Here is a 12,235-nt window from a genome sequence, read left to right as displayed (position 1 = left end):
GCACATTGGCCTGTTTGCCAAATGTGTCAGTGGGTAAAAACAGACCATATTACGAAAAAAAGGAGCGATACCAATTGAATGCAGCAGACATGTTTTCTTCTTATCTAAGTAAGTTGCCAAACCTCATCATTGCTTTGCTTGTCTTATTAATCGGATGGGCTATCGCCAAAATCATTGAAAAAGCGGTGTACAAAGGGCTCAGAAAAACAAAAATCGACGACAAGATCTTTGCTGAGAAAAAGCCGTCACGCTATTCATCAGAAAAAATCGTAAGCAAGGTCGTTTATTTTATCGCTTTGATTATCGTCTTTATTTTATTCTTTAACATTTTGCACCTGACAACAGTGGCTTCGCCTTTTGTCAGCATGCTTTCTGCTATTGCAGCTGCTGTTCCGAGCCTGCTGAAGGCCGGATTGATTCTGCTGTTAGGCTGGGCGGCAGCTTCTGTGTTAAGCTTTCTTGTCAAAAAAATCGGGATGAAGCTGAACACGAGCGAAAAACTGCGCAAATGGAACTTGGTATCTGAAGGGAAAGATATTCACCAGGCAGTTAACGCCGCTTCACAAATTGTCTTTTATCTTGTGCTGCTCATATTCTTGCCGGGAGTCTTATCTTCGCTGAATATCAGCGGAATTTCAGGCCCGTTTACAAATATGATGGAAAGCGTACTCGCTTTTCTGCCGAAATTATTCGCTGCGGCGCTGATCGTTTTAATCGGCTGGCTCATCGCCCGCCTGGTCCGTGACATCATCACGAATTTCCTAGCAAGCATCGGTACAGAAAGATTCGCTGCTCGTATGGGATTATCCATTTACTTAAAGGATACAAGCCTTTCTGCTGTCATCGGAACCATTGCTTATGTGCTGATTTTCATTCCGGTTGTCATTTCAGCGCTTGATCGTCTTGATGTCGCCGGCATTTCTCAGCCAGCCGTCTCTATGCTCAATACCATCTTAAACATGCTTCCGAATATCATTATCGCCATCGTACTGATTTTAGCCGGTATATGGGCCGGAAAATGGGTAAACACAATGGTGTCCGGACTGCTCCGCCGTGCAGGCTTTGATTCTTTATTAGGAAAAATGGGCGTAGAACCTGGCGCATCCGCAAAGCTGTCACTCTCCCAAGTTGTCGGTATGATTGCGCAAATCATTGTGATCCTGCTGTTTACAGCCGAGGCGCTGCAAGTTGTTCAGCTGCATTTACTCGTTGAGATCGCTGGCGGCATCATCGCGTATCTGCCGAATGTCCTTGTCGCAGTATTTATCCTCGGAATCGGCCTTTACGCCGGAGAATTGGTGCGCAAGGTACTGGCCAGCATGATCAAAGGTCAGGAGTTCAAATCTTTAGCTGCGATTGCAAAGTATACAATCATCGCACTGGCTTTCTTTATGGCACTAGATCAGCTCGGAGTCGCTGACACAATTGTCAATTCCGCATTTATCATCGTGCTTGGCGGATTCGCACTTGCATTCGGTTTATCATTCGGTCTTGGCGGAAAGGATTTTGCTTCACGTTATCTTTCTAAATTCGAACGCAAAATTCAAAACACTGAAGTTGATACGAAAAACCGTTCAAAACAAAATCCTTCCAATGACATGAATTAAAAAAATGCGTGTGCCCAGCAGGGTGCACGCTTTTTTAGGGAAATTCCTTTTTTTTCATTTTATAATAGATTATGATAAGATATAGAAAATGTCTTATTCCGAGGTCTTAATATGAAGTTAACAAATTATACAGATTATTCATTACGAGTTTTGATTTTTCTGGCTGCAGAACGTCCCGGAAAACTTTCAAATATAAAACAGATCGCCGAAACGTATTCTATTTCAAAAAATCATCTCATGAAAGTCATATACAGGCTCGGTCAGCTCGGATATGTAGAAACGATACGCGGACGGGGCGGCGGCATACGTTTAGGCATGGATCCTGAAGACATTAATATCGGAGAGGTCGTCAGAAAAACAGAAGACGATTTTAATATTGTTGAATGTTTTGATGCGAATAGAAATCTCTGCATTATTTCTCCAGTGTGCGGCTTAAAACACGTGCTTAATGAAGCGCTTATGGCCTATCTTGCCGTTTTAAACAAATATACGCTGCGAGACCTTGTCAAAAACAAAGAGGAAATTATGCAGCTTTTGAAAATGAAGGAATAGTTGATGATTCCTTCTTTTTTTATGCCCTTTTTCCTGCTTTCTGTTAAGATAATATGACTGATTTTTAAAAAAGGCAAAACGATGAGTTGAATCTGCCGATATAAAAAAGAAACAGCATATTCAAAATCATTGGGGGAAAAAGGAGAGCTCAGATGAAAAAGAAATTAGCAGCAGGGCTGACAGCATCCGCGATTGTCAGCACAACACTAGCGATTACACCCGCTGAAGCAGCAACGATTAAAGTCAAAAGCGGAGATTCCTTATGGAAGCTGGCGCAAAACTACAACACAAGTGTAGCGGCCATCACATCCGCCAACCATCTTTCGACTACCGTCCTGTCAATCGGCCAGACGCTTACCATCCCAGGCAGCAATTCCGGCACTTCATCATCTTCTTCAGGCTCAACAGCAAAGAAGAGCGGAAATTCTGTTTACACAGTGAAAAGCGGCGATTCACTATGGCTGATTGCCAATGAGTTTAAGATGTCGGTACAGGAACTGAAAAAGTTAAACGGATTGAGCAGCGACATGATTCGTGCAGGGCAAAAATTAAAAGTATCCGGAAAAGTTTCTTCAAATTCCAGTTCCGGCACTTCAAGCAGCTCTAAATCATCTAAATCGAGCTCAAGCTCTTCAGCTTCGACTGGCACTTACAAAGTGCAGCTAGGTGATTCGCTTTGGAAAATCGCGAACAAAGTCAATATGTCCATCGCTGAATTGAAGGTATTGAACAATTTAAAATCAGATACCATTTATGTGAATCAAGTGTTAAAAACAAAATCAGCGGGTTCTAATTCGTCATCCAAAAACAATTCATCCAAATCGAATCAATCAGCGTCAACAACAACGAAGTACACCGTAAAAAGCGGAGACTCACTTTGGAAGATCGCAAACAAATATAACCTGACTGTACAGCAAATCCGAAACAGCAACAATCTGAAATCAGACGTTCTTTACGTCGGACAAGTGCTGAAGCTGACCGGCAAATCAAGTTCCAGCACATCAACAACACCGTCTTCGTCAAATTCAAGCTCCGGCACAACGACGACTACATATACGGTGAAGAGCGGTGATTCCTTATGGGTGATCGCTCAAAAGTTCAATGTGACAGCCCAGCAGATCCGGGAGAAAAACAACTTGAAAAACGATGTCTTACAAATCGGCCAGAAGCTCACGATTACAGGCAAAGCTTCATCTTCAAATTCAAGTTCCGGATCTTCAGGCAGCACGATCTCAACAAGCGCGAAGATTAACAAAATGATCGCGGCCGCTAAGGATCACCTTGGTGTTCCATATCGCTGGGGAGGAACAACACCGGCCGGATTTGACTGCAGCGGATTCATTTACTATGCGCTAAACAAAGTGACTTCTGTGTCCAGATTAACGGCGGCCGGCTACTGGAACACCATGAAACCTGTCAGCCAGCCTGCAGTCGGAGACTTTGTCTTCTTTTCGACATACAAAGCCGGCCCTTCTCATGTCGGGATTTACCTCGGAAACGGGGAATTCATTAATGCCAACGACTCAGGAGTTGTCATTTCAAATATGAACAACTCATACTGGAAACAGCGCTACCTCGGAGCAAAGCGTTATTTCTAAAAACAAAACTGTATGGCCTTTGTCGGCTGTACAGTTTTTTTATTAAAGACGAAACACATTGATGCTGATCATATGTTTTGTCACAGGGTGAAAATAAACTTCCGCACGCACGGAAAATGTTTCATCATTCTGTTTGACGGTCACCCGAAAGACATCCTTTGTCTGCTGGTCATTCACCTCGGTCCGCCCCATATAGGCGTAATCGGAAAAAGAAGCCCCTTTATATTCATCTTGAATTTTACTCCAAGCGAGCTGTTCCCACTTTTGAACAGACTCGTTCATGTTTTCTGAATGCCCTTTTGCAGCCATCGATAAGATGAGTAAACCGCAAAACAGAAGCGCAATGGCATACGGCAGAGATTTCATGTTTTCAGTCTCCTGTACCCAGATTATTTTCATCTTAGGTTTTCCAAAACCGCTTGCTTCATTCAGGCATTTTCATTTTATGTCTCCCTCATATTGCTACCCCAGTTCTGACGCAGACGCCAAGTTTTGCCCCGTCAATAACAGCTGATGCGGCATAAACTAATCCTGAACTTCTCACACAGGAAAGGAGAAGCGATTGATATGGATTATGCTGATTACGACAAAGCATTGTATTACACCCATCGTTCCCAATGGGATAATTTATTAATTTTAATGGTGCGGACAGAGGATGATTTGTTATCAAAACGAATTGAGCATTTTTTGCATGCATACCATTTTGAACAGGATTATGCTGTATTAGAAAAGGTTCTGTATTCTCTTCTCCGCTATATTGATCATGCCACTGAGCTAACATATGAGGATCAATTAGCGCTTCTCACATAAAAAAACCCCCGGTGTTTAGACGCCGGGGGTTCCTGCATTTGCGAACATGTGCAATTCTTCCATCAGCTCTTTTATGCTGGCCGCCATGTGTTCCGTTACTGTTGCGTTTTCCGCATCAATCGTTACCGGATCAAGCACAAGCTGCCTCGGTATGGCATTGGCATATAAGCCCCTCATCACGGTTCTCATATTGTTCAGCGCATTGATTCCGCCTTTTCCGCCGCCTGCTGCTGCCAAAAGAGCTACTGGCTTATATTTAAATTGTTCGCTGCTTAAAAAATCCAGTGCATTTTTTAAAGCGCCGCTCATGCCGCTGTGATATTCAGGAGATAGTAATACAATCGCATCCGCTTTGCTGACGCGCTGTTTCAGCTCTTGTACCCGCGTAAGCTCGGCCTGTTCGGCTTCACCGTTAAATAACGGCAATATAAATTCGCTCAAATCAATCAAATCCGTTTGATACACAGCTGAAATATAGGCTGCCGCAATTCTTGTCCTGCCATGTGTTCTCGGCGAGCCGCTAATCACTAATATGTTCACTTTGTGGTCTCTCCATTCAGGTTGTATTTCACTGCAAAAAGCGCTGCTTGTGTGCGGTCCGCCAGCTCAAGCTTTGCTAAAAGATTAGACACATGGGTTTTTACTGTTTTTTCTGAAATAAACAACGATGCTGCGATTTCTTTATTGCTTTTTCCGCAAGCAATTTCGTTTAGCACATCTCTTTCCCGCCGGGTTAATTGATAAAATTTTTCTTTTTCCGGTTCATTCTGTTTTTTCATATGTGTCAGGACATGGGGCATAATAGCTGAAGACAGCATATATTCGCCTGAATCAACCTGTCTCAGTGTTTTCACCAATTCCTCCGGCTCCGTATCCTTTAGCTGATACGCCTTCGCTCCTGCCTGAAGCGCAGGGATGACATGCTCCTGATCAGAGTAGCTCGTCAGCACGACGATATGGACACCGGGAAATTGCTGTACTGCTTTTTTTGTTGCTGCTATTCCATCCATATCCGGCATCGACAGATCCATCAGAACGAGATCAGGCTTTGTTTCTTCGATGACACGGAGGGCCTCACTTCCGGTTGCCGCTTCTCCGACAACTTCAATATCGTCCTTGGTGGCAAAGAAAAAACGAAGTCCCTTCCGGACAACATGGTGATCATCCGCTATTACAATTCTCATCTCACTGTTCTTCCTTTCTGATTGGTAAGCGGAAGCCTGACAGACAGCTTCGTGCCAGCTCCAAGCTCTGACTCAATGAAAAATTCCGCGCCGGCTTTTTCTGCCCGCTCTTTCATTCCTTTGATGCCAAGTGAAGGCAGTCCGTCGTGCGCTTCATAACGAAATCCTGCCCCATGATCGATAATATCCAGTTCTGCATAGGACGAAGAAGCAGTAATTCTGACATATGCCGTATCAGTCCCGGCATGCTTTTTGCAATTATTGAGGGCTTCCTGCACGACACGCCACAGCATATGCTCCTCTTCATCACGAAGGGCTGGACATCCTTTTTGTGTAAAGACGACATTCAATCCGATCAGAGTGCCGTAGCTTTTAATGGCTTCAGCCAGCCCTTTTTCCAATCCTCCGGGGCGAAGCTGCCAAATTAAGGACTTCATTTCAGCCAGCGCGTCCTGCGTTAACGTTTGAATAAAATCAATCATTTGCTGCAGGGTCTCTTCTTGTGTTAATGTCTTTGCCGCTTTTGCTGTTAAACTGACGGAAAACAGCATCTGATTGACTGAATCATGCAGCTCCTGAGCGAGACGGTTCCGCTCCATTAAAAGAGCGTTTTTTTGTTTGTATTCAGCAAGCCTCATCCGCTGTATCGCCGTTCCGATCTGAAAAGCAACCGCCTCCAGCAAATGAAGCTCCTCCTCATCAAAAAGTGTCTTTCCGGCCGCTGCCACATTTAATAAACCAAACCGTCTGTCTCCATCTTCTAAGGGAACGGTTGCATGATGCGTAATCCCTTCTGTGTCAAAACAATGCAGCTCTTCAGCTGATTCTATGCGTTTACAGTTCATAATATTGGCTGCTTTTCTAAGTCCGCCGTTATTGAATTTCGTCAGGCAATAGCACTCCCCTTCACACATCAGCACTTTTTCCCTCCTGCTTAAAGCAGGCGGCAGGTATGCGTCTGCCGCTAATGTATAGGAACCGTCCTCTTCAATGAGAAAGATCCATCCAGACTGAAGATTCGTTAAGCTCAGCAATTCTTTTAACACTTCATTCAGCGTTGCTTTGACATCGTGTCCTTGATTCAAAGTCTCGGCAATGGTTTTCAGCGTTCTTAATTTTTCCACCCTCGGTTTGGTCACGTCTCTCACTCCGGCTATGGTTATTATCTAAGATTATACCAGTTTTTTGAATATTGTTACTTCACATGAAGGTTGATTTTCTTTCAGACTTTTGGATGAGAAATAGAAAAAAGCTGGATCACATTGCGTGATCCAGCTTTTTTCAAATTATTTTGCTGTTGCTTCGACAATTTCGTCAACTGTCTTCATGACATCGTCAGAAAGTGCGGCAAGACGCTGTTCACTATCTTGTAGGGATGTTCCTTTTACAGCGAAATAAAATTTGACCTTCGGCTCAGTACCAGAAGGACGGAGGCAGAACCAAGATCCGTCTTCCAAGAAATATTTCAATACATTTGATTTTGGCAGGTCGATGGCTTCTTCTTTATTTTCCGTCAAAACCATCCGTTTGCTTACAGCGTAATCCTCTGCTGAGACAACCTGTTTACCGGCCATTGTTTGCGGCGGATTTTGTCTGAAGGAAGCAAGAATCGCTTCAATCTGCTCCGCTCCCTGTTTTCCTTTCAGCGTCAGTGATTTCAGCCCTTCACGGTAAAAACCATATTCTTTGAAGATATTCATTAACGCTTCGTATAATGACGTTCCTTGTTTCTTATAGAACGCGCAAACCTCAACTGCCAAAAGTGCGGCCTGAATGGCATCCTTGTCGCGGGCGAAATCTCCGATTAAATAACCATAGCTTTCTTCATATCCGAATTGGAAAGTGTACTGGCCTGAGGCTTCGTATTCTTTAATCTTTTCACCGATAAACTTAAAGCCCGTCAGTGTATCAATCGTATCGAGTCCGAATGAAGATGCGACATCGCGGCCGATTTCACTTGTTACGATTGTTTTGAGAACGACGCCATTCTCAGGCAGGATTTCTTGTTTTTTCTTTTCAGAAAGCAAATAATGAAGCAGCAGGGCACCGGTTTGGTTTCCTGTCAGCACTGTATATTTGCCTTCATCATTTTTCACCGCAATGCCAAGGCGGTCCGCATCTGGATCTGTTGCAATAAGAATATCTGCATTTTGCTCTTCGCCGAGCTTAATAGCGTATTCAAATGCAGCATGCTCTTCCGGGTTCGGAGATGTTACAGTTGAAAAGTCCGGATCTGGCAGTTCCTGTTCCTTCACGACCGTGACATTTTGATAGCCGAGGGCTTCGAGTCCGCGTCTGACCGGTTTGTTTGCGGTTCCATGCAGCGGAGTGAAAACCACTTTCACATCCACTTCTCCGGATAACTCAGGGTGAACGGAAATAGATGTCAGTTTTTCAGTATAGACCTTATCAATCTCTTCACCGATGATCTTTATTAAGCCTTTTTCTTTTAACGTTTCTTCATCTTCGACTGTGATTGTCAGTTCATTTTCGATGGCGTTTACCTGCTCAATGACGATGTCTGCTTCACGCGGAGGCAGCTGGCCGCCGTCATCACCGTACACTTTGTACCCATTATATTCAGGCGGGTTATGGCTAGCCGTCACAACAATTCCTCCGTAAGCGTTCAGTTGTCTGACAGCGAATGACAGCTCCGGCGTCGGGCGAAGCTCATCAAATACGTACGTTTGGATGCCTTGTGCAGCAAGCGTTTTTGCCGCTTCCATCGCAAACTCCGGTGATTTATGGCGGGAATCATACGCAATGACAACGCCCCGTTTTTTCGCTTCCTCACCCTGCTGCAAGATGTATGCCGCAAATCCCGCTGATGCCTTGCGCACCGTGTAAATATTCATCCGATTCGTACCGGCGCCAATTTCTCCGCGCATACCCCCAGTTCCGAATTCAAGGTTTTTATAGAAGCAGTCTTCAAGAGCCTGATCATTCCCCTCTAATTCAGTGAGGAGCTTTTTTAATTCAGGATCTAAATTTTCTGTCTGTTTCCAGCGTTCATAGCTCTTTCTCCAAGTCATAATTCGTCCTCCTATGTATCAGCCATATGCCATTATTTTAATATGAAGAGAGCGTCTCTGTCACTTGATATCTTGAGATCTGACGCTTTCTGGCTCATAAAAGAAAAAACGGGCTGCAGACAGCCCGTTATTTTTATTGTTCGACCGGTACAACCGCATCGTGTAATAGCTTGTTAAGGTTTTCTGTATGTTTGTTTTGCGTCTGCTCATCCCACTGGAATCGCTCGCTCATAAAATCAATAACGGCGTCTTTATATGTTTTTACCCAATTGATATCAAAAAATAAACGTCCCGTTCTGCGGACAAAGAAGTCAGCAGGCGTTGCAGTCAATTCTTCTTCAATGCTGTATTCTGCCTCGGCAAGGATATGAACCGGGATATTTCGCTTCACAGCCTCGTCTTTCAGTGCCTCGACCCGATTAAAGACACGCTCTACGTTGGAGCCGTATCTGATAGCCAGCTGTTTCGCATCCTTTTCTGATAAGCCGGCCGCAATGCCTTCTTTCGTTTTCGCCGTCACGAAGGATGCAAGGTTTTTAGAACCGCCGACGTGCCCGCCTGAAATCGGCATGTTTTTCGTTTTGCATGGGCCGAAATCCTTTTCGCCTTCCTCTTTTAATCGATCACGAACAAGATCGACAATGTGCTCCGCCATTTTTCTGTACCCGGTCAGCTTACCGCCGGCAATAGTAATCAAGCCTGAATCTGACGTCCAAATTTCATCTTTGCGTGAAATCTCGGAAGGGTCCTTTCCTTCTTCATGAATGAGCGGACGCAGGCCAGCCCAGCTTGATTCGATATCATCCGCTTTCATATTCAGTTCCGGGAACATGTAATTGATTGAATTGATGACGTAATCGCGATCCTCAGTTGTCATGCGCGGATGCTCCAGGGCCTCTTTGTAAACAGTATCGGTTGTGCCCACGTATGTTTTGCCTTCACGAGGAATAGCAAACACCATGCGGCCGTCCGGTGTATCAAAATATACCGCTTGTTTCAAAGGAAAGACAGATTGGTCAAATACAAGGTGAATACCTTTTGTATGCTGAAGGTGCTTTCCGTTTTTAGAATGGTCTTTTTCTCTGAGCTGGTCTACCCAAGGGCCTGTCGCATTGACGATTTTTTTCGCGTATACTTTATATTCTTTTTTCGTCAAAACGTCTTCAATTAATACACCGACTGCTTTGCCTTTTTCATAAAGGAGTTCTTTTACTTTGGAATAATTCACAGGCTCTGCCCCGAATTTGACCGCTTCCTTCATGACCTCGATTGTCAGTCTCGCATCGTCAGTGCGGTATTCAACATAGTAGCCGCCGCCTTTTAAGCCGTCTTTTTTCACCAAAGGCTCTTTTTGCAGCGTTTCTTTTGCTGAAAGCATGCTTCTGCGTTCGGATTTTTTTACGCCGGCTAAGAAGTCATAAACTCTTAAACCGATAGAGGTTGAGAATGAACCGAATGTGCCGCCTTTATGAAACGGAAGCAGCATCCATTCCGGTGTGGTAACGTGCGGGCCGTTTTCATAGACAATCGCCCGCTCTTTCCCTACCTCAGCGACCATTTTCACTTCAAATTGTTTTAAATAGCGCAATCCGCCATGAACCAATTTTGTTGATCTGCTTGATGTTCCAGCCGCGAAATCCTGCATTTCGCTGAGTGCGACCTTCATGCCCCTTGATGCCGCGTCAAGAGCTGTACCAGCTCCTGTAATTCCTCCTCCGATAATAAATAGATCATATGTTTTTTTCGTCATGTCTGTCAGCATGCGATCCCGCTCAAGACTTGAAAATTGATTTTTCATTATTACGTTTCCTCCTTGTTGTCACGGTAAGTAAATAGAAAAAGAGACCACAACACCCAAAGTGCATGTTCACACTTTGGTGCTGTGGTCTCTCCTCATCTCAGGACCGTTCTTATTAACTTGTAACCATTATAACATACTCTTATTTTATTTAAAAGCCATAGCTGCTTTAACGGCTTTTTGCCAGCCTTTATACAGCTCATTTCGTTTTTCTTCTTCCAATTTAGGTTCAAAACGCTTATCCAGATTCCACTGGTTAATAATGTCAGAACGATCCTTCCAGAATCCCACAGCGATACCTGCCAAATATGCCGCGCCAAGCGCAGTTGTTTCATTGATTTCCGGTCGTTCCACAGGCACATCTAAAATATCCCCTTGAAACTGCATCAAAAAGTTATTTTTAACAGCTCCGCCATCCACACGAAGCGTTTTCAATGAAATGTTAGAATCCGCTTCCATTGCATCAAGCACATCTTTCGTCTGATAAGCCAATGACTCCAGCGTGGCCCGGATAAAATGTTCTTTTGTTGTGCCTCTAGTCAGGCCGAAAACTGAACCGCGCACATCGCTGTCCCAGTAAGGCGTTCCCAAGCCGACAAAGGCCGGAACGACATATACGCCGTCAGTTGAATCAACTTTCTCTGCGTATGATTCGCTAAGCGAAGAGTCCTGGAACATTCTCATTCCGTCTCTGAGCCATTGGATGGCTGAGCCTGCGACAAAAATACTTCCTTCTAAAGCATATTCAACTTTACCGTCAATGCCCCAGGCGATTGTTGTCAGCAGCCCGTGTTCCGACTTAATTGCTTTTTCCCCTGTATTCATCAGCATGAAACATCCTGTGCCGTATGTGTTTTTCCCCATGCCTGCTTCAAAGCACGCCTGGCCGAACAGCGCGGACTGCTGGTCGCCTGCCGCTCCAGCAATCGGAATATTTTTTCCGAAGAAGTGATAATCAACTGTCTCCGCATACACATGAGAGGACGGTTTCACTTCAGGGAGCATTGATTTCGGAACGCCTAAAATCTCAAGCAGCTCATCGTCCCATTTCAAATCGTAAATATTAAACATCAGCGTTCTTGAGGCGTTGGAATAATCCGTCACGTGTGCTTTTCCGCCTGACATTTTCCAAATGAGCCATGTGTCAATCGTTCCAAACAGCAGCTCGCCTTTTTCCGCTTTTTCTCTTGCGCCTTCCACATTGTCTAAAATCCATTTCACCTTCGTGCCAGAAAAATATGGATCTATCAAAAGGCCTGTTTTCTCTCTGAATGTATCATTAAATCCTTTTTCACGAAGCTCCTCGCAGATTCCAGATGTCTGTCGTGACTGCCAAACGATCGCATTATACACAGGCTTTCCTGTATCCTTATCCCAAACAACTGCTGTTTCCCTTTGATTGGTAATGCCGATTCCGGCAATTTGAGAAGCGCTGATTCCCGATTCAGAAATGACAGAGGCGATAACAGCAAGGACAGATCCCCAAATTTCATTTGCATTATGCTCAACCCACCCTGGATGCGGGAAGTATTGTGTAAATTCCTTTTGAGCGGAGTGAACGATTTTGCCTTCTTTATTAAACAGAATCGCTCTTGAACTTGTTGTCCCTTGATCTAAGGATAAAATGTAAGTTTCCATAAGATGTCTCCCCTTT

11 protein-coding genes are annotated in these 12,235 nt (G+C 44.4%); 4 read left to right on the top strand and 7 right to left on the bottom strand.

What is annotated here, in order from left to right:
* Nucleotides 1-74: 74 nt before the first annotated feature.
* From P3L57_RS05080 to lytF, 3 genes are all read left to right on the top strand, one after another.
* Nucleotides 75-1,607, top strand: coding sequence for a mechanosensitive ion channel (locus P3L57_RS05080; protein WP_059336448.1), 1,533 nt, complete (start codon nucleotides 75-77; stop codon nucleotides 1,605-1,607).
* A gap of 111 nt (nucleotides 1,608-1,718) precedes the next feature.
* The gene (nsrR, locus tag P3L57_RS05075) at nucleotides 1,719-2,159 is read left to right on the top strand and encodes a nitric oxide-sensing transcriptional repressor NsrR (protein WP_059293153.1); all 441 of its coding nucleotides are present in this window, start codon (nucleotides 1,719-1,721) and stop codon (nucleotides 2,157-2,159) included.
* A 152-nt stretch (nucleotides 2,160-2,311) separates the two neighbouring features.
* Nucleotides 2,312-3,757, top strand: a complete 1,446-nt coding sequence (lytF, locus tag P3L57_RS05070) for a peptidoglycan endopeptidase LytF (RefSeq protein WP_069486303.1) — start codon at nucleotides 2,312-2,314, stop codon at nucleotides 3,755-3,757.
* 42 nt (nucleotides 3,758-3,799) lie between these two features.
* Here lytF and P3L57_RS05065 read toward each other — a convergent pair whose 3' ends face one another.
* On the bottom strand, nucleotides 3,800-4,123 hold the full coding sequence (locus P3L57_RS05065) for a YqzG/YhdC family protein (RefSeq protein WP_044156615.1): 324 nt from the start codon (nucleotides 4,121-4,123) through the stop codon (nucleotides 3,800-3,802).
* Nucleotides 4,124-4,324: 201 nt separating this feature from the next.
* Here P3L57_RS05065 and P3L57_RS05060 point away from each other — a divergent pair, with 201 nt between their 5' ends.
* The gene (locus P3L57_RS05060; protein ID WP_024120719.1) at nucleotides 4,325-4,567 is read left to right on the top strand and encodes a YhdB family protein; all 243 of its coding nucleotides are present in this window, start codon (nucleotides 4,325-4,327) and stop codon (nucleotides 4,565-4,567) included.
* Between the two features lie 15 nt (nucleotides 4,568-4,582).
* Here the strand turns inward: P3L57_RS05060 and P3L57_RS05055 are convergent, their stop codons facing one another.
* From P3L57_RS05055 to glpK, 6 genes are all read right to left on the bottom strand, one after another.
* Nucleotides 4,583-5,107, bottom strand: a complete 525-nt coding sequence (locus P3L57_RS05055) for an NADPH-dependent FMN reductase (protein ID WP_069486302.1) — start codon at nucleotides 5,105-5,107, stop codon at nucleotides 4,583-4,585.
* Nucleotides 5,104-5,751, bottom strand: coding sequence for a response regulator (locus P3L57_RS05050; RefSeq protein WP_044156617.1), 648 nt, complete (start codon nucleotides 5,749-5,751; stop codon nucleotides 5,104-5,106). The genes P3L57_RS05055 and P3L57_RS05050 overlap by 4 nt, the downstream gene beginning before the upstream one ends.
* Nucleotides 5,748-6,890 (bottom strand): GAF domain-containing sensor histidine kinase, encoded by a 1,143-nt coding sequence (locus P3L57_RS05045; protein WP_069486301.1) that lies wholly within the window; start codon nucleotides 6,888-6,890, stop codon nucleotides 5,748-5,750. The genes P3L57_RS05050 and P3L57_RS05045 overlap by 4 nt, the downstream gene beginning before the upstream one ends.
* 147 nt (nucleotides 6,891-7,037) lie before the next feature.
* Nucleotides 7,038-8,783, bottom strand: coding sequence for a phospho-sugar mutase (locus P3L57_RS05040; RefSeq protein ID WP_069486300.1), 1,746 nt, complete (start codon nucleotides 8,781-8,783; stop codon nucleotides 7,038-7,040).
* A gap of 133 nt (nucleotides 8,784-8,916) precedes the next feature.
* Complete coding sequence (glpD, locus tag P3L57_RS05035) at nucleotides 8,917-10,584, bottom strand: glycerol-3-phosphate dehydrogenase (RefSeq protein ID WP_083244442.1); 1,668 nt, start codon at nucleotides 10,582-10,584, stop codon at nucleotides 8,917-8,919.
* 144 nt (nucleotides 10,585-10,728) lie between these two features.
* On the bottom strand, nucleotides 10,729-12,219 hold the full coding sequence (glpK, locus tag P3L57_RS05030; protein ID WP_069486298.1) for a glycerol kinase GlpK: 1,491 nt from the start codon (nucleotides 12,217-12,219) through the stop codon (nucleotides 10,729-10,731).
* Nucleotides 12,220-12,235: the final 16 nt, after the last annotated feature.

The organism is Bacillus sp. B28, assembly GCF_029536185.1.
Classification (GTDB): Bacteria; Bacillota; Bacilli; order Bacillales; family Bacillaceae; genus Bacillus; species Bacillus halotolerans.
This window is presented reverse-complemented; position numbering and strand designations above follow the sequence as displayed.

What these genes read in the sequence shown, in the direction of transcription:
- glpK (WP_069486298.1), bottom strand. Translation starts at nt 12,219, where the DNA reads ATGGAAACTTACATTTTATCCTTAGATCAAGGGACAACAAGTTCAAGA.
- P3L57_RS05065 (WP_044156615.1), bottom strand. Translation starts at nt 4,123, where the DNA reads ATGAAATCTCTGCCGTATGCCATTGCGCTTCTGTTTTGCGGTTTACTC.
- P3L57_RS05050 (WP_044156617.1), bottom strand. Translation starts at nt 5,751, where the DNA reads ATGAGAATTGTAATAGCGGATGATCACCATGTTGTCCGGAAGGGACTT.
- lytF (WP_069486303.1), top strand. Translation starts at nt 2,312, where the DNA reads ATGAAAAAGAAATTAGCAGCAGGGCTGACAGCATCCGCGATTGTCAGC.
- nsrR (WP_059293153.1), top strand. Translation starts at nt 1,719, where the DNA reads ATGAAGTTAACAAATTATACAGATTATTCATTACGAGTTTTGATTTTT.
- P3L57_RS05060 (WP_024120719.1), top strand. Translation starts at nt 4,325, where the DNA reads ATGGATTATGCTGATTACGACAAAGCATTGTATTACACCCATCGTTCC.
- P3L57_RS05040 (WP_069486300.1), bottom strand. Translation starts at nt 8,783, where the DNA reads ATGACTTGGAGAAAGAGCTATGAACGCTGGAAACAGACAGAAAATTTA.